Origin of the sequence: Paraburkholderia phymatum STM815 (genome assembly GCF_000020045.1) — a bacterium.
GTDB lineage: Bacteria > Pseudomonadota > Gammaproteobacteria > Burkholderiales > Burkholderiaceae > Paraburkholderia > Paraburkholderia phymatum.
In genome coordinates, this window is sequence record NC_010622.1 from 1318571 (window position 1) to 1337870 (window position 19300).

At 64.6% G+C, this 19300-nt stretch carries 20 protein-coding genes; 5 read left to right on the forward strand and 15 right to left on the reverse strand.

All coding sequences use genetic code 11. The features are described 5' to 3' along the window. Window positions 1–4 precede the first annotated feature (4 nt). The 3 genes from BPHY_RS05950 to BPHY_RS41640 are packed head-to-tail and all read right to left on the reverse strand — an operon-like array spanning window position 5 to window position 2182. Entirely contained in the window at window positions 5–1003 is a 999-nt protein-coding gene (locus BPHY_RS05950; RefSeq protein WP_012400576.1) for a heme oxygenase-like domain-containing protein, read from the reverse strand. After that, complete coding sequence (locus BPHY_RS05955; protein WP_012400577.1) at window positions 1000–1986, reverse strand: iron-containing redox enzyme family protein; 987 nt, start codon at window positions 1984–1986, stop codon at window positions 1000–1002. The genes BPHY_RS05950 and BPHY_RS05955 overlap by 4 nt, the downstream gene beginning before the upstream one ends. A 49-nt stretch (window positions 1987–2035) precedes the next feature. Continuing rightward, window positions 2036–2182 (reverse strand): hypothetical protein, encoded by a 147-nt coding sequence (locus tag BPHY_RS41640; RefSeq protein WP_157686512.1) that lies wholly within the window; start codon window positions 2180–2182, stop codon window positions 2036–2038. Window positions 2183–2969: 787 nt separating this feature from the next. On the opposite strand from BPHY_RS41640, the gene BPHY_RS05960 reads away from it, so the two are divergent. Further along, window positions 2970–4376, forward strand: a complete 1407-nt coding sequence (locus BPHY_RS05960) for an aminotransferase-like domain-containing protein (RefSeq protein ID WP_012400578.1) — start codon at window positions 2970–2972, stop codon at window positions 4374–4376. A gap of 79 nt (window positions 4377–4455) precedes the next feature. Here BPHY_RS05960 and BPHY_RS05965 read toward each other — a convergent pair whose 3' ends face one another. From BPHY_RS05965 to BPHY_RS05995, 7 genes are all read right to left on the reverse strand, one after another. Further along, window positions 4456–5160, reverse strand: a complete 705-nt coding sequence (locus BPHY_RS05965; protein WP_012400579.1) for a carbonic anhydrase — start codon at window positions 5158–5160, stop codon at window positions 4456–4458. Window positions 5161–5694: 534 nt separating this feature from the next. Continuing rightward, on the reverse strand, window positions 5695–6750 hold the full coding sequence (locus BPHY_RS05970) for a lysylphosphatidylglycerol synthase domain-containing protein (protein ID WP_012400580.1): 1056 nt from the start codon (window positions 6748–6750) through the stop codon (window positions 5695–5697). A gap of 21 nt (window positions 6751–6771) precedes the next feature. Then, window positions 6772–7623, reverse strand: a complete 852-nt coding sequence (gene hpnK, locus BPHY_RS05975) for a hopanoid biosynthesis-associated protein HpnK (RefSeq protein WP_012400581.1) — start codon at window positions 7621–7623, stop codon at window positions 6772–6774. Continuing rightward, entirely contained in the window at window positions 7620–9044 is a 1425-nt protein-coding gene (hpnJ, locus tag BPHY_RS05980; RefSeq protein WP_012400582.1) for a hopanoid biosynthesis associated radical SAM protein HpnJ, read from the reverse strand. The genes hpnK and hpnJ overlap by 4 nt, the downstream gene beginning before the upstream one ends. Before the next feature lie 52 nt (window positions 9045–9096). Beyond that, window positions 9097–10317 carry a bacteriohopanetetrol glucosamine biosynthesis glycosyltransferase HpnI gene (gene hpnI, locus BPHY_RS05985; protein ID WP_012400583.1) on the reverse strand — a complete coding sequence of 407 codons (1221 nt, stop codon included), beginning with the start codon at window positions 10315–10317 and terminating at the stop codon, window positions 9097–9099. 83 nt (window positions 10318–10400) lie between these two features. Continuing rightward, window positions 10401–10760, reverse strand: a complete 360-nt coding sequence (locus BPHY_RS05990) for a hypothetical protein (RefSeq protein ID WP_012400584.1) — start codon at window positions 10758–10760, stop codon at window positions 10401–10403. A 201-nt stretch (window positions 10761–10961) separates the two neighbouring features. Continuing rightward, window positions 10962–11501: a cytochrome b gene (locus BPHY_RS05995; protein WP_012400585.1), complete on the reverse strand. Its 540-nt coding sequence runs from the start codon at window positions 11499–11501 to the stop codon at window positions 10962–10964. A 198-nt stretch (window positions 11502–11699) separates the two neighbouring features. Between BPHY_RS05995 and BPHY_RS06000 the strand changes: the two genes are divergently transcribed. From BPHY_RS06000 to BPHY_RS06010, 3 genes are all read left to right on the forward strand, one after another. Then, the gene (locus BPHY_RS06000) at window positions 11700–12359 is read left to right on the forward strand and encodes a response regulator (protein WP_041763346.1); all 660 of its coding nucleotides are present in this window, start codon (window positions 11700–11702) and stop codon (window positions 12357–12359) included. Beyond that, window positions 12356–13798 (forward strand): ATP-binding protein, encoded by a 1443-nt coding sequence (locus BPHY_RS06005; protein WP_012400587.1) that lies wholly within the window; start codon window positions 12356–12358, stop codon window positions 13796–13798. The genes BPHY_RS06000 and BPHY_RS06005 overlap by 4 nt, the downstream gene beginning before the upstream one ends. A 226-nt stretch (window positions 13799–14024) precedes the next feature. Further along, entirely contained in the window at window positions 14025–14231 is a 207-nt protein-coding gene (locus tag BPHY_RS06010) for a hypothetical protein (RefSeq protein ID WP_012400588.1), read from the forward strand. 127 nt (window positions 14232–14358) lie between these two features. On the opposite strand, the gene BPHY_RS06015 is transcribed toward BPHY_RS06010, so the two are convergent. From BPHY_RS06015 to BPHY_RS06025, 3 genes are all read right to left on the reverse strand, one after another. Next, the gene (locus tag BPHY_RS06015) at window positions 14359–14619 is read right to left on the reverse strand and encodes a hypothetical protein (RefSeq protein WP_041763349.1); all 261 of its coding nucleotides are present in this window, start codon (window positions 14617–14619) and stop codon (window positions 14359–14361) included. A 107-nt stretch (window positions 14620–14726) separates the two neighbouring features. Continuing rightward, the gene (locus tag BPHY_RS06020) at window positions 14727–15179 is read right to left on the reverse strand and encodes an SET domain-containing protein (protein WP_012400589.1); all 453 of its coding nucleotides are present in this window, start codon (window positions 15177–15179) and stop codon (window positions 14727–14729) included. A 140-nt stretch (window positions 15180–15319) separates the two neighbouring features. After that, window positions 15320–16210 (reverse strand): nitrilase-related carbon-nitrogen hydrolase, encoded by an 891-nt coding sequence (locus BPHY_RS06025; RefSeq protein WP_012400590.1) that lies wholly within the window; start codon window positions 16208–16210, stop codon window positions 15320–15322. A 98-nt stretch (window positions 16211–16308) separates the two neighbouring features. Here BPHY_RS06025 and BPHY_RS06030 point away from each other — a divergent pair, with 98 nt between their 5' ends. Beyond that, window positions 16309–17205: a LysR family transcriptional regulator gene (locus BPHY_RS06030; RefSeq protein WP_012400591.1), complete on the forward strand. Its 897-nt coding sequence runs from the start codon at window positions 16309–16311 to the stop codon at window positions 17203–17205. Here the strand turns inward: BPHY_RS06030 and BPHY_RS06035 are convergent. Both BPHY_RS06035 and BPHY_RS06040 read right to left on the reverse strand, forming a co-directional pair. After that, window positions 17195–18550: an ATP-binding protein gene (locus BPHY_RS06035; protein ID WP_012400592.1), complete on the reverse strand. Its 1356-nt coding sequence runs from the start codon at window positions 18548–18550 to the stop codon at window positions 17195–17197. The genes BPHY_RS06030 and BPHY_RS06035 overlap by 11 nt on opposite strands. Next, window positions 18547–19293, reverse strand: coding sequence for a response regulator (locus BPHY_RS06040; protein ID WP_012400593.1), 747 nt, complete (start codon window positions 19291–19293; stop codon window positions 18547–18549). The genes BPHY_RS06035 and BPHY_RS06040 overlap by 4 nt, the downstream gene beginning before the upstream one ends. Window positions 19294–19300 lie beyond the last annotated feature (7 nt).

Here is a 19300-nt window from a genome sequence, read left to right on the forward strand (position 1 = left end):
GTTCTCAGGCAAAGATGCGCGGTGTGACGACGGGCTGCTTGCCGTAGAAATCGAGAATCTGGTTTTCCTGCAGCACCATGGTTTCGATGGCGAGCATCACGTGCTTCTTGACCGTCATCTGCTCTTCCGGCGACACGGCTTCGATTTCGGATAACAGGCTGAGCGAGATGTCTTCGTGATCGAACTCGTCGTTGATCGACGCGTGACGGGCGATCGGGCGCCAAAAGCCCTCGGGGATGCCCTTCTCCCGGCAATAGTTCGCCAGTTCGATATGAAAGCTGACGCTCGGCTGCTCGAACAGGAACAGCAGCGACTTAAAGCTCAACGGATGCTGGCGCGCATACACGCCCAACGATGCGCACAGCGCGAACGTGGCGGGCAGCGGCACCAGACCGTCGAGATTGTCGGTGCGAATCGAGACGGCGCGCAGGGACTGCCGCAGCATGTCGTCGTGATTCAGTTCGGAGGCGAGAAAGCCTTGCAGCAACTTCTGCACCTTGACAGGCGCGGCGTGCGTGAGCGCGGGGGCGATCAGCCCCGGCGCCTCGCGCACGATATAGAAGTATTCGAGCGCATAGCCGATCAGCGCGCTCTTCGGCAGCGTGCGGTCGCACAGCCCCTGATAGAGCCGTGATTTCGACTTCGCGGCAATCGTCTCCGAGGCGAAGGTCCTGAGCCGGTGATAGAACTCCTCGCCGGACAGACACCCCTGCGGCTCGGGAAACGCGCTTTCCGTCAACAGGCCGAGCCTGTCGAACTCCTCGATCAGCCCGTCGATTTCCGGCGCGAGTTCGGTATGTCGGCGCTTGAGTTCGGGAATCGACGTGTCGCCGCGTCTGAGCGATTCGACGAACGCTCCGAGCGCGCCGCGCTTGCCGGCGATCACCGAGCACGACTGCTCGCGATAGTCGACGGTCAGGCCATCGTCTTCCTCGGTCAGCTGCACGCCGGAGCGAAAGCGCGGCGCGGCGAAAAGATCGGCGGCTGTCGTGACTTGCATCATGCGTCTCCGCTGACGTCGAGCTGACGCAACAGCGTCGGCGACGTCGAATAATGTTCCCAGATGCCCGTGTAGAACTGGTCGTAGAGTTCGATGAACAGATGCGTCTGTGCGCGCAGACGGCGCACGTCCGAATCGGCGATGGCGGGAATGCGCGAAAAGATCTTGCGCGTGAGGCTGCCGTGTGCGCCATTCAAGTTGATGTCGGAATGCACTTTCACAGGCTTGAGCAGCACGGGATCGACGCCGATCCGATAGGCGGCATCGAGGAAGGAATCCTGCTTGATGTCCTTGCCTTCGAGAATGCCGAGCGTCGAAAAGAAGAACAGCGGATCGCTATGCGCCCAGAAGGCGAGCGCATTGCACAGCGCCATCGTTTGCGGCAGCGGCACCGTGCGCGCCAGATCTTCGCGCGACACGCCCAGCGTGTTCAGCGCCTTGAGCAGCAGTTCATCGTGACCGTACTCTTCCGCGTAGAACTCGTTCATTGCGAGCCGCACGCCCGTATTGGCGACGTACGACAGCACCGGCGCGTCGAAGTAGCTTTCGCGAAACAGGAAATGGTAGTTCTCCACGATCATGCCGTGGATCACGTTGAGGGGAATGTCTTCGCACGTGCTCGCGGACGCGCAGTTTTCCCAGAACACGTTTGTATAAAGCGTGCGGTATAGCAGTTCGTTGGCGAGATCTTCGAGTTCGAGCAGCACGTCGAGGCCGCTGCGCGCCAGCGCGGGCTTTACCGCGCGCACCAGTTGCAGTTCCTTCAGACGGTCGAACAGTTTTCGTTCGTACGGCGAGTAGCGGACCAACACCTCCTCCGCCTTCACACCGGAGCGCAGCGCGCTGATGAGAGGCACAGCGTCTTCACCGTCGACCGATGCCGGAAATTCATACTGATGCGCGTCGTCTTCGATGATGAGCGAAGGCGACGTGCTGAGACACTTTCCCGCCAGCACAAACGCCTGTGGTTCAAAAATGTCGTCCATCGCGACAGCCTCCGTTCATGGCCGGCACGCGACGGTGCCGGCTGGTCGATTACAGGTGAACCGGAATGAGCACGGGCCGTGCTTTGCGCGGCTTGACCACGACCGTGATCCTTTTTTCGTCCTGCCGGTCCGTCTGCGACTGGGTTTGCGTTTGCTGTTGCGGCTGCATCTGCTGAACCTGCGTTTGGGTCGTCATTTCAATCTCCTTGGGTTAGCGTTCAATCTGCACTGCTTAACAAGCTGCCCACCAAAGTGGCCAGTTCTTTCACGCCCGGCGCCAGAAACCCGAAGCCGTGTGGCGGGCAGCATCGCCGCGCCGATGGCGGCGGACGATGAGCGCAACAGGCTTGAAAATGTGGCCCCGTTCCCCGTCGTGGATCCGGCACCCGTCGCGGCTTCTTGATCCGTTCCGGTGCAGTCAGATGCATGTGTTGTTATCGACCGGTTCATCCACCCGCTTTTCAGCATGCTGCCGCCGATCGCGACCGCTGCGCGGTTGCCACGCTGTTCCCGAACCGACGTGCCCGAGTGTCGTACTCACGCCGCAGACAGACGCCTTTCGACACGAAAAACAGGCGCTCCCGCGAAGGGGAGCGCGCCTGAAGGTGGATCGGGTCTGTGCGGTCAGGCCGGGTTCTCGTGGTTGGCCGCTGTTCGTTGTTTCTCTCAGGTTCCGCTTGCTGCCGTTCTCTCAGGTTCTGCTGGGCCGTATCTTTTTGCACGGCCTCGGAAAATTCTGTCGGTACAGTTCCGATTTTGCACCAACAGTTAAAGTGTTCGCTCGTTCTCACCAGCGGAAGACGAATTTGTTGAATGCCCAATAAGCCACTGATTTAACGTGGTTTTCTATTGAACATTCATGCGAACAAACTAACTCGTTGCGCCTATTGTTCCGGTAAACTGCGAGAACTGGAATGAACACTTTCGATCAATTTGCGCGAAGTGTTCGGCAAACTTGCGCGAACACTTTGAACGGGAGGCGAATGAAAATCACCCTCGACGTCGCAACGGCCACCCCGCTGACAGAACAGATCGTCGGCCAGGTCGAAGCACTGATCCTGTCGCGCGAATTGCGCGTGGGCATGCGGCTGCCGTCCATCCGCAAGTTCGCGGCCGAGCACAACATCAGCCGCTTCCCCGTCATCGAGGCGTACGACCGGCTCGCCACGCGCGGCCTGCTCCAGCCCAAGCACGGCTCGGGCTATTACGTCGCCGAACAGTTCGAAAAAGCGCCGCGCGCCACGCGCGGACTCGATGCGATTCGCGCGACGCCCGAGTCCGATCAGATCCTGCGGCAGTTCGAGCGCCCCGACGAGGTGCTGAACCTGTCGATCGGCTTTATCCCCGAAGCATGGCGCGACGTCGAAGGCATCGCGCAGGCCATTCGCCAGGCGTCGCGCACGGACGCGCGCAGCCTGATCGACTATGCGATCCCGCAAGGCGACCCGGTGTTGCGGCTGCAGATCGAACAGCGCCTTGCCTTCGTCGGCGTCGCCGCGGAGCCGCAAAACATCATGGTCACGAACAGCGCGAGCGAGGCGCTCGACCTCGTTGTGCGGATGCTGCTCAAACCCGGCGACACGGTATTCGTCGAAGATCCCGGCTATTTCAACCTGTTCGGGCTGCTCAAACTGCAAGGGATCGAGCTGATCGGCGTACCGCGCCTGTCGACGGGGCCCGATGTCGACGCCGTCGAAGCGCTGCTGAAAGCGCATCGGCCGAAGCTTTTCTTCCTCAACACCGTCTTTCACAACCCGACGGGCACGAACGTCGCGCCGCACGTCGGCTTCCGGCTGCTACAGCTTGCGCAGGAACACGACTTCATGATCGTCGAAGACGACGTATACGCGGATTTCCAGGCGATCCCGACGCCGCGCCTCGCGTCGCTCGACCGGCTGACGCGCGTGCTGTACATCGGCGGGTTCTCAAAGAGCCTGTCGTCGTCGCTGCGGCTCGGCTACATCGCGGCGGAAGCGGGACTGATCAAACACTTCGTCGAAGTGAAGGCGCTCACAAGCCTGGGGGGCACGCGTTTTAGCGAGCGCGTCGTCGCGGCGCTGCTCGAACGCGGCACCTATCGCAAGCATCTGGAGCGGCTCAGACGCCGCGTGAACGGTGCGATTTCGACGGCCGTGGAACTGCTTTCCGAGATCGGCTGGCAGGTGTTCGACGAGCCCTGCGGCGGCACGCTCGTGTGGGCGCGCGTGCCCGGCGTGCCGAATTCGGAGGTGTTCGTCGCGGAGGCGGCGCAGGCCGGCATCACGGTGCAGCCGGGCAGCTACTACCGGCCGCACGGCGAGCCGACGCCGTGGGTACGCTTCAATACCGCGTATCTCGACAACGAGCGCGCAATGGGATTTTTGCGGCGCGCGGCGGCGATGGGTGATTGAAGCGACTGAAGACTCGTCAGGCGACGGGCGGGTGCGGCCATCGATCGTCTCGCCTGCCGACGACGCCCAATCGCGATCTTCAACCGCCCTGCTGTTGCTGAAGCCTTCCGCGCGCCTCGGCCACGCTCTCGAAGCGGTCGTCGTCCTCGTTGAACACGGCGATGCGTCCGTGGCCGATGTCGTACACCCACCCTTGCACGTCGAGCCGTTTTTGCGCAAGCCGCCCAGCGACGGACGGATGCGTGCGCAGATGCATCAGTTGCAGCCGGATGTTTTCTTCGACGAGCGCCTGCACCCGATGCTCGCTATCGACATTGCGCGCCTGCACGACGCTGCGCGCCGTCTCCGCGTTGCGCAGCCACGCGTTGACGGTAGGCATCTCTTCCGCCGTCATCGGCGCCGTGCCGGCGAGGCCGCGCATCGCGCCGCAGTCGCTGTGCCCGCAGATCACAATCTGCCGCACGTTGAGCGCGATCACCGCATACTCGACGACAGCCGATACACCGCCCAGCATCTCGCCGTAAGCCGGGACGATATTACCGATGTTGCGGCAAACGAAGAGCTCGCCCGGATGCGTTTGCGTAATCATTTCCGGCGACACGCGCGAATCGGCGCACGTGATGAACAGCGTGTGCGGTGCCTGCCCCTGGGCGAGGCTCTCGAACAAGGCCTGGGTGGCGGGAAACACTTCGTCGCTGAACTGCTCGACGCCGTCCAGCAGATGCAGCAGGTCCGATTTCGCGGGGTCGCGAAGCCGTCTGGTGTTGAGCCTATCGTCCGACATGGAGCGGTTCCCCCTTCGCAGCGATTCTGGATGATGGAAGGGAGTGTACGACGGGAATGCGGCAGTGGTCAGTCACGTGTCACGTTCTCGCCGCAAAACCTGAACGCATAAGAGAAGGCCATAAAAGAAGCCCCGGCCGGACGTGATCGGAGCGGCGCGGGGCTCGACAAAAAGCTCGCCTGTTCTCAAGAGGCAGCCTCACGTTACGCGCGTCAAAAAAACGGAGCAATCGAAAAAAACCCCGGTCGCCGGGTGCGGCGACCGGGGGAAGCTCTCTCGCGCGCGAAGGGAACCGCCGCGCACGTGAACCACTTTACTGGTTCCCGCGCCGGGAATTAACCCATTGCGTGGAAACACTCCCTTCCAGCGCGCACAAACACGGCGAACGCGAGCGCCTTCCGTGCCCTGCACGCCCGCGGCTTCACTTCGCGCGCGGCCTCGGCGGATGAGCGCGCGCCGCGCATTCGGCGCATACGCCCTGCAACGCCGCATTCGGTAATGCTGCGTGTCACGTCATGCGCGCACGGCCGTGCATCAGCGCGAGCGACGGCCGTCGCCGGTGTCGGCACGCTGCCGCGCGACGCGCTGTTCGGCGGGCCTGAGCACGGCTTTCTGTTGCCACGCGTCGCGCCGGTTGCGCAAGATCTCGGCCGCTTGCCACGAGACGAGCGACAAACAGCCGAACACGACTTCGCGCATCCGCTTGACGAGTGCCAGGGACAGCGCCGTCTGCTCGTCGACGCCGAACATACGCGCGAGCAGCACGACGACGGCTTCCTGCACGCCCAGCCCCGACGGCACGAAGAACGCGGCATGACGCGCCGCCTGCGTGAGCGCCTCGACGGCGATCGCGCCGCCGATCGACACGGGATGCCCCAACATCCACAGCGCCAGGTACACCTCCGACGCGCCAAGCAGATAACCGGCGAACTGCCAGACGAACGCGCGCAGCAACAGAAGAGGCTCGCTCAGCAGCGTATCGATGGCGGCGTCGAGCTGCGCGCCGCCGAGGCGCTCGAGGCCCCAGTGCGCGCTCATCGGCAGACGCGCGGACCAGCGTTCGATCGCGTGAAAAAGCCCGCCGCGCCGCAGCAGCACAAACGCCACGACCGGCAGCGGCAACGACAGCAACAGTGCCGCGCCGATCGTCACGAGCAGGTCGTCATGCCCCGTCTGCGCGACGATCATCACAAGCCCCAGCGCCGCGAATGCATACTGAACGGCCATCGTCACCAGCACCTCGACGATCACCGACGCGCCGACCACGCTTGTTTCGTCGATCTTCCACCGCGCGAGCCGCACACCGACAAACTCGCCGCCGATGCTCGCCACGGGCAGTAGCCGGCTAACGGCTTCGCGCACCGTCGCGACCCACCACAGATACGGCAGTGACGCGCGCTTGCCGATCAGCAGCCACCACGCCTGCGCGTCGAGCAGCAACGGCAATGCGTGCAGCGGCACGAGCCATAGCAGCGCGAAGCCCGCTGCGCCGATCGCATGCAGCACGTCGCTCATACCGCTGTGCAACGCGAGCGCGATCAGCACCGCGATGCCGGCGGGCAATCCCAACCATTTGAGCCACTTCATCATCGGTAAAAAAAGCTGCGTCCCTCACATGTATGCGCGTTGCGCGAACACATCCGCGAAACCGCCCGTGATCGCGCCGCTCGCCGCCAGCGCCGCCGCGACGCGCTCGGACATCAGCGCATCGAATTCGTCGCTATGCCGGTACGTTTGCATCGTGGGCGTAATCGGCCCTTCGCCCGGCACGGCCGGATGGCAGTAAATCTCGCCGACGCCTTCGGGCAGCCGTGCGAGCGCGGCAAGCAGCGCCGCTTCGTCCATGTGTCCCGTCTGCGACATGCCAATGATGTAATCGTTGTGCGCGATCCCTGCATTATCCAGCTGCTTGCGAACGCGCGCGATCCACGGCCGGATCCATGCCGGCGCGCCGCGCTCGTACGGCAGGCGCATCGCATTCAGGCCATATTCGCTGCCCACTTCGATGATCAGCGCGAGCACGGTCGGATGCAAATGGAAGTGCTTGTGCGTGTTGACGTGATCGAGCTTCAGACCCGTGCGCGCGAACGCCTGAAACTGCGCGCGGATCTCCGCCTTCAGCTGGCGGCGCACTTCGGGCAGCAGGAAAAAGCGAAAGCCGTCGCGCACCATCCGGTCGCCGAGCCGGCCATGCCCGTCGACGAGCGCGGGAATGAGATGCGTCGCCAGCATCGGCACGCCGTCGGCCAGCACGATGTGCAAGCCGACGCGCAGGCTCGGATACTGACGTGCGCGATGCACGGCATCCGCCGACGCAGCCGCGGCCACCATCAGGCTCGCTGAAGTCAGGATGCCGTGCAGATGCGCGCGCTCGACCGCTTCGTTGATGCGCGGATGCAGGCCGAAGTCGTCGGCGGTAACGATCAGTGCGCGTCGCGGCGTATGCGTCGCACGTTGCGTCATGCCTCGTGAGCCCGCAGGAAGCGGAAGAATTCGACGCCTTCGCGCAGACGCCGTTTCATCATCTCCCAGCTCACCAGCATCTCGCGCACGATTTCCCAGATCTTCGACGGACGGAAATAAAACTGCCGGTAGAACTGCTCCAGATGGTGATAGATCTCTTCGCGCGACAGATGCGGATAACCGATCGCCGCGAGCTGCACGCCTTCCTTGCTGACGAGATTGATCACCTTGTTTTCTTCGAGCCAGCCGTTCTCGACGGCCTGCCGGTAGAGCGTCGTGCCGGGATAAGGCGCCGCGAGCGACACCTGAATGGTGTGCGGGTTGATGTCCTTCGCGTATTCGATGGTTTTCTGGATCGTCTCTTTCGTTTCGCCCGGCAAGCCCAGAATGAACGTGCCGTGAATCTTAATGCCGAGCTTGCGGCAGTCTTCGGAAAAGCGCCGCGCGATATCGGTGCGCAGGCCCTTCTTGATGTTCAGCAGGATCTGGTCGTCGCCCGATTCATAGCCGACCAGCAGCAGGCGCAGGCCGTTCTCCTTCATGATCTTGAGCGTTGAGTACGGCACGTTCGCCTTCGCGTTGCACGACCACGTGACGCCAAGCTTGCCCAGACCGCGCGCAATCTCTTCCACGCGCGGTTTGAAGTCGGTGAAGGTGTCGTCGTCGAACATGATCTCCTTCACTTCGGGCATGTTGTCGCGAATCCACTTCACTTCTTCGAGCACGTTCTCGACCGAGCGCGTGCGGTAGCGATGGCCGCCCACCGTCTGCGGCCACAGGCAGAACGTGCAGCGCGAACGGCAGCCGCGTCCCGTGTAGATCGACACATACGGGTGCTTCAGATAACCGATGAAATAGTTGTCGATCTTCAGATCGCGTTGGTAGACGGGCGCGACGAACGGCAGTTCGTCCATGTTTTCGAGGATGGGGCGCGCTTCGTTGTGCTCGATCGAACCGTCCGCTGCGCGATAGCTCAAGCCCTTGATCTGCGCGAACGGCAGCCCTTCGGCGATCTCCTTGCAGGTGAAGTCGAATTCCTCGCGGCACACGAAGTCGATCGCTTCGCTCGCCGTCAGCGAGTTGTGCGGATCGACGGCGACCTTCGCGCCGACCATACCGACCAGCACCTTCGGCGCGCGCGCTTTCAGCTGCTCGGCGAAGAGCGCATCCGTCGGAAAAGACGGCGTGCTCGTGTGAATCACGACCACCTCATACTCTTGCGCAATGGCAAGCGATGCTTCGACAGACAGACCGTCGGCGGGCGCATCGAGCACGCGGCTGCCGGGCACGAGCGCGGCCGGCTGCGCGAGCCAGGTCGGATACCAGAACGAGCGGATTTCACGCTTGGCCTGATAACGCGACCCCGCGCCGCCGTCGAAACCGTCGTACGACGGCGCCTGCAAAAATAGCGTCTTCTTCATCTTCGTTTTCCACGAGTTTTGATTGAGCCGAGCGCGCGCGACATCGTGGCGCTCAGCGGCCATCGGATACTTCAAGTGCCTTGACGGGCTCGGGCCGGAAGACCGTCGCCGGGGCGCCCGTGTCTTCGACGGGCATGCGCACGCCGCGCCACACCACGGTCGAGCCGAACGACCCCGCCATCCATTGCGCAAACAGCAACGCATCGCGCACAGGCATCAGTGCGAGATCGCGCCAGAACATGTGACGCTCGCCGCTCATCATCGCGTGCAGGATGACACGCGCCGACAGGCCCGTCACGCAGGCCCCCACCAGCGCGGCGAGCGCAGCCGGATGCAGGGCCGCACCATGCAAGGCGAATGCAAGCCACGCACCGCAGACGATCCACGGCAGCGTGATGGTCACGAACAGGAACGCGAAGCCCAGCCGGTTCACCGAGCGGATCGTGCGCAGCCAGCGCGTTTCACGGTCCCATAGTGCGGACAGTGTGCTTTCCGTGACATCCGTCTCGACGACCACGGGCGACAGCACCGTCGCGAGCCCCAGTTCGCGCACGTGTTCGGCAAGCCAGAAGTCGTCGGCGAGCGTGTTGCTCAGCCGTTCGAAACCGCCCATCCGTTCGAGCGTCGCGCGCCGCAGCGCGAGCGTCGCGCCGAAGCCGAAGCGCGTCGAGCCGAATGCATGCGCGATCCGCACCGACGGCACGAACCACTCGTTGATAAACTGCGCGCCCACGCGCGACCAGAACCCCGCAATCCCCTTTGCACGATACAGGCAGGTGACGACGCCCGCTTGCGGATCGGCGAGCGGCGCGCACACACGTTCGAGGTAATCGGGCTCGACGGCGATGTCGCTGTCGGCGAGCACGAACACGTCATGATGCGCCCACTGCGCCAGATTAATCAGGTTGCTCACCTTCAGATTGGTGCCATGAATGCGCGGATCGACGACGAGCGAAATGCGGCAGCGCGGGTAGGCAGCCTGCAAGCGATGCACGATCGCAATGGCGGGATCGTCCGCGCGCGACACGCCGCAGATCACTTCGAAGCACGGATGCGTCTGCTCGCAAAAGGTAGCGAGATTGTCGAAGAGCCGCGGCTCGGCGCCGCACAGCGGCTTGAGCACGCTGACGGGCGTGGGCGCGGCGCGCCCCTCGCTCGCGGCGGCACGCGACACCGATACGCGCGACGCCAGGACGGCGACGACGGCATAGAGCGCGGCGCCGAACGCAAGCACCATCGGCAGCCAGTAGATGTGCAGTAGCGCGTCCTGCATGGTTTCGATGACTCCGGCTGAAAACCTGAAAGCTGCCCGTCCCGTCGACGTCGCAGCCACATAGACACAAGCGGCGACGGCTGTCACCAGCCCGTCGCTTTGACGGGAACGTAAGGCATGCCGGTGAAATGCAGATGAAGAATCACGAGACTGCGCGCCGGACACATCGCGGATACGCATACGGCATCGCGCCGCGGCCCGAGGTAGTGCGCATGGCGCCGGTTCACGGCCGCGCGAAACGCGATCCTCGCCGCATGACGCATGATCAGGACGGCAGCCACCAGCAGCGCGAACGCAAGCTCGCGGAACGACCTCGTTTCGAAGAGCGTTTCGGGATACTTGCAGAAGAAAAGCAGGCCTACGACGAATACGTCGATCGTCGTCGCGGCCAGGGAAGCCGTCACGACGTGCGCGCGAATCATTTGAACGGTGGTTTGCTTCATCACCCAGCCAGCCCTACATGGTACGCACCGATCGGCTGGGATGACTCCGCAAACGTGAAGCCAGCGTGACGGTGCGACGAATTCCAGCGTGTCCACATTGCTGAACACGACGCATCGATGGTAGCGAGGCGAATCTGAAGAGAATATTAAGCCCCTCCGAACAAGTTTTTTTCAACTAGCCTTCATTGGATTGCTTGTGACTTACGGAAGCATCCGCTGCAACACGCCGTCTTTCAGCACGACGCGGTGAAACAGCGCCGCCCCCACGTGCAACACGATCAGCACGAGCAGCGCCCAGGCGAGCACGCTGTGCACGTCGCCGAGCGCATGGCCCGTCGGCGAGCCGGACTGCGTCAGATCGGGGAAGCGGACGACGCCGAGCAGCTTCACCGCCCAGCCGCGCGACGACGCGTTCGCCCACCCCGCCAGCGGCACGGCGACGAGCAGCGCGTAGAGCAGCGCATGCGTGAAGTGGGAAATGAGTTTAAGCGGGCGCGACAGCTCTGCGGGCGCAGGCGTATGCGTCGCGCGCCACAGGATGCGGCACGCGACAGCCGCGACGATCGCCGCACCGACGCCGAGGTGCCAGGCGATCAGCCCGTTGGGCAAGGTGTCGCGATGCACGTCGGGCATCGTCCAGCCGACCACGAACTGGGCGGCGATGAGCAGTGCGATCAGCCAGTGCAGCAGGCGCGCGATGCCGTCATAGGCGGGACGTTGAGCAAATGTGTTCAGGTTCATTGTCGATCTCGATGGAATGGCGCCGCGCGGAAGCTTCCAGGAAGGAAACTGTGAAACGCGGAAGACGCGGCGATGCTAACGGACAAAGCTGAAGAAAAGCTTAACGCCTGTCGGCGGCGCAAACCACATGTATACATGGCGCATCCGCGCTAGACTGCGAGTCGATACGATATGCCACTCCCGTCAGACCACGACACCATGCGCATTCTCCTCGTCGAAGACGACGACCTGATCGGCAGCGGACTGGAAGTCGCGCTGCGCAACGCGGGCTTTACCGTCGACTGGGCGCGCGACGGTCAGCATGCGGAACTGGCGCTTGCAACCACGCACTATCTGCTCGTGATCCTCGATCTCGGCCTGCCGAAGCTTTCCGGCATGGATCTGCTGAAGTCACTGCGGCTGCGCGGCAACGAGATCCCCGTGCTCGTGCTGACCGCGAAAGACACGGCCGCCGACAAGGTGCGCGGCCTCGACGCGGGCGCCGACGATTACCTCGGCAAGCCGTTCGATCTCGCGGAACTCATCTCGCGCTGCCGCGCGCTGATCCGCCGCTCGCAGGGCCGCGGCAGCGAGCTGATCGAGTGGCGCGGCCTGAGCGTCGATCCCGTCGCGCAGACGGTCTCGAAGGACGGTGCTCGCGTGCCTCTCACGGCCCGGGAATGGGCCGTGCTGATTCACCTGCTCACCCATGCCGGCGTGCCGCAGCCACGCGCGCGCATCGAGGAAAGCCTGTACGGCTGGCATGAAGAAGTCGAGAGCAATGCGATCGAAGTCCATGTGTCGAACCTGCGCAAGAAGCTCGGCGGCGACGTGATCCGCACCGTGCGCGGCTTCGGCTACGTCGTGGACAAGACATGACGCGGCCGCGCTCGACGTCCACGTCGATTCGCCGCCGGCTGATGTGGCTGATCCTCGTCAGCGTCGGCGCGGTATGGGCGGTGATGTTCGCGTGGAGCTTCAGCAACGCGACGCGCGAGGTCGACGAATGGGACGACGCGCGCCTGATCCAGCTCGCGCATCTGCTGATCCAGCTCGACGGTGCGAATCTCGCGAAGGTCGCGGCAGCGGGCATCGACGTGCGCAACGAATACACGCGCGCGTCGCCCGCCGTCGACGACGACTCCGATGCGCAACCTCGCTATGCGCTTTTCGAAGTGCGCGACGCGGCGGGTCAGGTAGTGGGCGCCAGTCCCGGCATTGCGGCGCTGCGCCACTCCGCCAGTCCCGGCGAAACGGCGGAAGGCGTGCATAGCCTGACGGTGGACGGCCAACCGTGGCGAGCTTATGCGTTGAACGACAGCGCAACGGGCCGCAGCGTGCACGTGTTCGAACCCGCCAATCTGCGCAGCGACCTGACGACGGGCGTCGCCAGCCGGATCGCGCGGCCGATGGCGATCGCGCTGCCTGTGCTCGCGTTGCTGGTGTGGTTCAGCGTCGGTCACAGTTTCAGGCCGCTGTCGGCAATCTCGAAGGCCGTGCGCATGCGCGACAGCCGTAATCTCGAGCCGATTCACGTCAACCCGTCGCCCGCCGAAGTCCGGCCGCTCGTCGACGCCATCAACCAGCTGCTCGCGCGTCTGCAGCGTTCGATCCTGCGCGAGCGCGCCTTCACGGCCGACGCCGCGCACGAACTGAAGACGCCGCTCGCTGCGATCAAGGTCCAGGCACAGGTCGCGCTCGCCGCACACGACGGCGCGCAACAGCAGCAGGCGATGCAGCGCGTGGTTCAGGGCGTCGACCGCAGCGCGCATCTGGCCGAGCAGCTGCTGCTGCTCGCCCGGCTCGACGAACGCGATACGGTGACGATCGCACGCGTCAGGCCATATGACATCGCCGGCGAGGCGATCGCTTTCCGCGCGCCCCATGCCGAAGACAAGTCGATGAGCGTCGCGCTCACGGGCGACGCCGACGCGGAGATCTATGGTGACCGCGTGCTGGCTCGCACGCTGATCGACAACCTGCTCGACAACGCCATCAAGTACGGCGACGCAGGCGGGCGCGTGCACATCAGCGTGCTGGCCGACGCGCAAACGGTCTCCATCACGGTGTCCGACAACGGTCCCGGTGTCTCCGACGAAGAACGCCTGCGCCTCACCGACCGCTTCTTTCGCGGCGCCTCGGCAACGGCGAGCGGAAACGGCAGCGGCCTCGGGCTGTCGATCGTCGCGCGCATCGCCACGCATTTCAACGCGCAGATGCATATCGGCTCAGGCATCGGGCGGCGTGGACTCGCCGTGCAGATCGCATTTCCGCGCGTGCCGGACGCGCGCACGGCCGAGACGGCGCCCGTCTCCTGACGCCGCCCTGTCGGCGCATGCCCAACACTCATGTCAAGGATGACGGGCGCGAGACAACGTTGCGTCGTCCCCGTTCCGTGCGCATGCACGGCGAAGGCCCTCGTGACGCCCGTCGTCACGCACGCCGTTCGTGCAACGCTTCGATGGCACGGGATTCGCACTGTCTGGCGCAAGCGCGCCGGCCGCTTATCCGATCCCACAGACGTTCCGCTCAAGGAGACGCATCATGAAGACTTTGATCATTCACGACCTCAGCGCATCGACCGAACTCGACAGCAAAACGATGGCCGACATTCACGGCGGCCGCATGAAGATACCCGGCCAGCACAACAACGGCACGATCCTGGTCTCGCCGGATGGCGAGCCGGTGGATGTGTACGTCGACGGGGTATTGCAGAACTCGGTGGGCGACGGGTTTTATCACACGCATTAGCGTGTGACTCGCGCGAGGCGCGATCGAACGCGTCTCGCTTCGCGCGAGCGCGCTATCGGGCTGCCAGAGGAGGAAAGGGACAAGCCATTGGCCACAAGATGGGCGACGTGCAACGCCCGTTGACGCATCAGGGAAAGAGCGGCAGCGACATCGGCATCTCGACGCGCACGGCTTTGGCGCGCGCAGGCCGCGCAGCGCGCGGTTTACGCCGGCGCATCGGCGCGCTGGCGCGCTCGAGGCCGCGGCACACGCGCGCGAGCGCTTTCGACATGGACGCAGGCTGCACCAGCAGCGCGGGCAGCGATGCTTCCAGTTCACTCAGCAGCATCGGCAAGGCCGGCAAGGTCGGTGCCGGGGACTGCACGGTCTTCCGTGGTCGGTTTGTCATGGACGCCTCTCTGGAACGCTGCGCGCACTGTATCACAGGCGGGCAACCGCCCTTTGCCGACCGCGCAGTCGCGCACCCGCAACGCCTCGCACGAATGCGCCCCTCCCTCAGCCGCGCGCCTCGTCCGCGGCGGCGAGCATCGTGCCGCGGCACGCAGGCGATCCGCAACGGCACACGTATTGGCGTCGCGTTTCCTCGTCCTGCGGATCCTCGACGGACAGTCCGTACGAGATGAACAGTTCTTCGCCGACCTGGATATCGACAGCGGCTTCGATGAATACGCGCCCGTCGATTTCGACTGCCTCGCAATTGGCCTTGCACGCATGATTGAGCCAGCGCGCGCTATTGCCGCCGACGCTGCCGTCGATCACCCGTCCATCCGACAGGCCGAACACGAACGTATGCCCGTACTCGCTGCCTCGTTCGATGCGCCGCGCGGCGCGTCGCCACGACGTCACCTCGCCTTTGTATTCGATGATGCGTTCGCCCGCGGCGAGGCTGCATAGCGCGAACACACCTTTGCCGTGAATCGGCGACCGTCTGACTGATAAACGACGCATAGCCTGCTTTCGAAGAGGATGGATCGACTCAGTATAGAGCGCGAAAAAAATGGGCTGTTATCGATGTGTGTATGTTGATCCTCTTGTGTGAATCCTGATCGCGACGTTGCGTTTCTGCGTCGATGTGCTAGCGCGCTGTGCTATCTGTCACGCCTCACGATTGCAAAGCTCACGGCAATCGCGCCACGACAGCCGGCATTGCGCGGCTCGACCGAAGGCGAGCCTGTGCGCGACCCGTGCGCGAGCCGCGCATACAGTTCGGGGCGCCGCGTTTCAAGCCATCGCTGCGCGGGACTCGCGCCGACCAGCGCGGGATCGAGTTCCGCGGAAATCATCTCGTCGCCGGTTGCGCGCTGCGCGACGACGTGGCCGCTCGGATCGACGATGGCGCCCTCGCCGTCGTCGCTGTAGACCACGAACAGGCCGTTGTCGAGCGCGCGCGCCGGCAGCGTTCGACGCATCCACGCGTTCGCTTCGTCAGTTGCATCCGCGCGCGCGTGCGGCGAAACCAGCAGCCCCGCACCGAGCAACGCCGCGATTCGCGCGTTCTCCACCAGATAGTTGTCGCCGCCGGCCAGCACGGCGATGCGCCAGCCTCTCTGCAGATCGAACACCGTGAAGCGGTCGCCGCTTGCGATATGCGGCTGACCGTCCGTCTGCAGCTTGCGATGCACGCGCCGCTCGCCGTCCGGCAGGCAGACGACGTAGCTGCTATACAACCCGCCATCCGGCGCGCGCTCGATCAAACCGACACCCGCCGCCACACCTGTTCGTTCGACGGCATCGGCGACAGCTTGCACGGACCCGCCGTCGACGCTCGTCGCGAGCGCCTTCATCTGCGCGCGCCCCAATCTGCGCCCGTCGACGCTGCCCGTCAGACACGCTTCGGGAAACACCGCGAGTCCGATGCGCTCGCGCGCCGCGCGCTCGATCCAGGCGACGACGCGCGCGACATTCTGTTCGATCTCGCCGCACGGCGCGGCAAAAGGTATGGACGCAACGCGCAGCGGCGCGGCAGGCAATGAAAACATGGCAGGCATGGAGACGATAGCAACGGAATGTCGCCATTGGACCGCCCGCTCGTCGATTAGTAAAATGAATAATCCGATCGATACGATAACTGGTAAGAATGGAAATCCGCCTGCTGCGTGCGTTCCTGACGGTGACGAGCCTGCGCCATTTCGGCCGTGCCGCCGATTCATTACATCTGAGCCAGCCCGCGCTGAGCAAGCAGATCGTCGCGCTCGAAGAAAGTGTCGGCGGACGGCTCTTCGAGCGGGGCCGGCACGGCGCGGAACTGACCGCGTTCGGCGAAGCGTTCCTGCCCGATGCCGAGGCGCTCGTGCGCGATGCCGACGACATCCTCGCCCGCGCGCGCGAGGCGAGCAGCGGGCGGCGCGGTCATCTGCGCATTGGATTGTGTCTGTCGACGCTCACGCTCGCCCCGCCGCTGATCGCCGCCTACCGCGCGGCCAATCCGCAGATCGGCGTCACGCTGAACGATCTGTCGTCGGCGGAACAGACGCGACGCATGTTTGCGGGCAAGCTCGATGTCGGCTTCGTGCGCCTGCCCGTTGCCGACGGGTTGTCGGCGTTCCCCGTGATCGATGAGTCGCTGGGGCTCGCGCTGCCGCCGCACGCGAAGTGGAAGCGGCTGCCCGCGAAGCTGGATGAATTCAACGAGCTGGGCTTCGTCGCGCTCGCGCGCAGCCGCGGGCCGGGCACGGCGGCCATGATCGACGCATGGTGCGCGGAACGGGGCTTCGTGCCGCGCGTGATCCAGCAGGCTGACGATATCCAGTCGGTGCTCGCTGCCGTCGCGGCGGGTGTCGGCGTCGCATTCGTGCCGTCGCGCGCTGAACATCTGCTGCGCGACGCGAAGGTATTGCGGCTGAAAAATGCATCCGCACAATGGCGTGTCGGCCTCGCGTGGCAGACGGCGCGCGACGACGCCGTCGTGAAGCGCTTCGTCGATTACGTGCGGGCCGCGACCAGGCACACGGCAGGCGCGGACGTCAGAGTGTGAGTCGCGCTTCGAGTCCGCCGCCTTCGCGATTGCGCAGCGTGAGCGTCGCGTTTATCGACTGCGCGAGCTGTTTTGCAATGGCGAGCCCCAACCCCGTCCCGCCCGTCTCGCGATTGCGCGAATTTTCGACGCGATAGAACGGCTGGAACACGGCGTCGAGCTGCTCCTGCGGAATGCCCGGGCCGCGATCGAGCACGACGATCGACCAGTGCGGCGCGGCCGTCCCGTCGACGGACACTTCGACGTTCACCTCGTCGCCACCCGAGTACTTCAGCGCGTTATCGACCAGATTGCCGAGAATGCGGCGCAGCGCCTGCGGACGCGTGGTCACGGCCGTACCGACGCGCCCCGCAAGCGTCACGCGGTTGCCCGCGTCGGCATAGTCGTTGACGATGCTCTCGATCAGCGCGTCCGGATTCACGCGGACGGGTTTTTCGTCGGCGCCGTGCAGCGTGCGCGCATAAGCGACGCCTTCGCGCACAAGCAGTTCCATCTCCTTCAGATCCTTTTGCAGACGCCCGCGCTCCGCCTCGTCGTCGAGCATGTCGGCGCGCAGCCGCATCCGCGTGATGGGTGTTTGCAGATCGTGCGAAATCGCGGCGAGTATCTGCAGCCGTTCGCGCATATAGATGCCGATGCGCGCCTGCATCGCATTGAAGGCCTTCGACGCGCGCGCCACTTCTTCCGGGCCGTCTTCGGGCAGCGTAGCGGGCGCGAGATCGGGGCCGAGCGTATCGGCAGCGCGCGCGAGACGCTCGAGCGGCCGCGTCGCGAGGCGCACCGCGAGCCACGCACAGCCGGCGAGCAGCGCGAGTTGCGCGATCAGCACGAGCGGCAGCCAAGGCGACAGCGGAATGCCATGCATCGGATGCATGTCGATGGTGAGCGGCGTGCCGTCGCTCAGTGTCAGATGCACTTCCAGATGCTCGCCCTCGCCCGGCACCGCGTTGGCCGTCACCTTGTATTGCTGCCCGATGTCCTTCGCGATCGACGTGCCGATTTCCTGCGACAGCTTCGCGTCCGGCGGCATGCCGCGCGTGCCCGTGCCCAGGGTGAACCGGTAACTGCGCCGTCCGAGCTTCGGCAGCCATTCCTCGCGCTCAGCGGGGGTCAGACGGTCCAGCAGCGCGACGGAACTGGTCACTTCCTGGCCGATGTAGCCGACCATCAGGTGCATGGTCGCCTCGTTGCGCTCGGTCATCGTCAGCCAGAACGACAGCGTCTGCGCGGCCAGCAATCCCGCGACGAAGATCAGCGACAGCCGCACGAACAGCGTGCGCGGTCGCCACAGGCCGCGTAAAAGGCCCGTCATGCGATCCTGCATATGAACCGTTGGCGTGCTCATCCGCCGTTTTCCTCGGCTGTCACGAGCGACGAGAATACATAGCCCTCGTTGCGCAGCGTCTTGATGTAGCGCGGCTCCCGTGCGTCGTCGCCGAGGCGCTGGCGCACACGGCTCACGAGCAGATCGATCGAACGGTCGAATGGCTCTGTCTGCCGGCCTTGCGTGAGCGTCAACAACTGGTCGCGCGTCAGCACGCGCTGCGGATGATCGACAAACACACGCAGCAGGCGGTACTCGGCGCCGCTCAGCGCGACCAGCGTGCCGTCGCCGTCGATCAGGTTGCGGCCGATCGTATCGAGGCGCCAGTCGCCGAAACGCAGGAAGTGAGCGGAGGCCGGCTGCTCGCTGCTGTTGCCGGGCGGCATCATGCGCGAGCGGCGCAAAATGGCGCGGATGCGCGCGAGCAGTTCGCGCACCGCGAAGGGCTTTGCGAGGTAATCGTCGGCGCCCATTTCCAGTCCGACGACGCGATCGGTCTCCTCGCTCAGCGCCGTCAGCATCAGGATCGGCACGGTCTGGAATTCGCCCGCGCGCAGCTCCCGGCACAGGTCAAGGCCGCTCTCGCCCGGCAACATGAGATCGAGCACGATCAGATCGGGCCGCTCGGCAGCGAGCGCCGCGCGCATCTGCCGGCCACCCGACGCGAGCGTCGCGCGCACGCCGTTGCGGGTGAGGTATGTGCCGACCAGCTCACGAATGTCGCGGTCGTCGTCGACGATCAGAACGTGATCCGTTTTATCCACACAAGGC

Bases quoted from the DNA above. Each gene is read 5' to 3' on its own strand.
- BPHY_RS05950 (WP_012400576.1), bottom strand. From the start codon at position 1,003: ATGATGCAAGTCACGACAGCCGCCGATCTTTTCGCCGCGCCGCGCTTT.
- BPHY_RS05955 (WP_012400577.1), bottom strand. From the start codon at position 1,986: ATGGACGACATTTTTGAACCACAGGCGTTTGTGCTGGCGGGAAAGTGT.
- BPHY_RS41640 (WP_157686512.1), bottom strand. From the start codon at position 2,182: ATGACGACCCAAACGCAGGTTCAGCAGATGCAGCCGCAACAGCAAACG.
- BPHY_RS05960 (WP_012400578.1), top strand. From the start codon at position 2,970: ATGAAAATCACCCTCGACGTCGCAACGGCCACCCCGCTGACAGAACAG.
- BPHY_RS05965 (WP_012400579.1), bottom strand. From the start codon at position 5,160: ATGTCGGACGATAGGCTCAACACCAGACGGCTTCGCGACCCCGCGAAA.
- BPHY_RS05970 (WP_012400580.1), bottom strand. From the start codon at position 6,750: ATGATGAAGTGGCTCAAATGGTTGGGATTGCCCGCCGGCATCGCGGTG.
- hpnK (WP_012400581.1), bottom strand. From the start codon at position 7,623: ATGACGCAACGTGCGACGCATACGCCGCGACGCGCACTGATCGTTACC.
- hpnJ (WP_012400582.1), bottom strand. From the start codon at position 9,044: ATGAAGAAGACGCTATTTTTGCAGGCGCCGTCGTACGACGGTTTCGAC.
- hpnI (WP_012400583.1), bottom strand. From the start codon at position 10,317: ATGCAGGACGCGCTACTGCACATCTACTGGCTGCCGATGGTGCTTGCG.
- BPHY_RS05990 (WP_012400584.1), bottom strand. From the start codon at position 10,760: ATGAAGCAAACCACCGTTCAAATGATTCGCGCGCACGTCGTGACGGCT.
- BPHY_RS05995 (WP_012400585.1), bottom strand. From the start codon at position 11,501: ATGAACCTGAACACATTTGCTCAACGTCCCGCCTATGACGGCATCGCG.
- BPHY_RS06000 (WP_041763346.1), top strand. From the start codon at position 11,700: ATGCGCATTCTCCTCGTCGAAGACGACGACCTGATCGGCAGCGGACTG.
- BPHY_RS06005 (WP_012400587.1), top strand. From the start codon at position 12,356: ATGACGCGGCCGCGCTCGACGTCCACGTCGATTCGCCGCCGGCTGATG.
- BPHY_RS06010 (WP_012400588.1), top strand. From the start codon at position 14,025: ATGAAGACTTTGATCATTCACGACCTCAGCGCATCGACCGAACTCGAC.
- BPHY_RS06015 (WP_041763349.1), bottom strand. From the start codon at position 14,619: ATGACAAACCGACCACGGAAGACCGTGCAGTCCCCGGCACCGACCTTG.
- BPHY_RS06020 (WP_012400589.1), bottom strand. From the start codon at position 15,179: ATGCGTCGTTTATCAGTCAGACGGTCGCCGATTCACGGCAAAGGTGTG.
- BPHY_RS06025 (WP_012400590.1), bottom strand. From the start codon at position 16,210: ATGTTTTCATTGCCTGCCGCGCCGCTGCGCGTTGCGTCCATACCTTTT.
- BPHY_RS06030 (WP_012400591.1), top strand. From the start codon at position 16,309: ATGGAAATCCGCCTGCTGCGTGCGTTCCTGACGGTGACGAGCCTGCGC.
- BPHY_RS06035 (WP_012400592.1), bottom strand. From the start codon at position 18,550: ATGAGCACGCCAACGGTTCATATGCAGGATCGCATGACGGGCCTTTTA.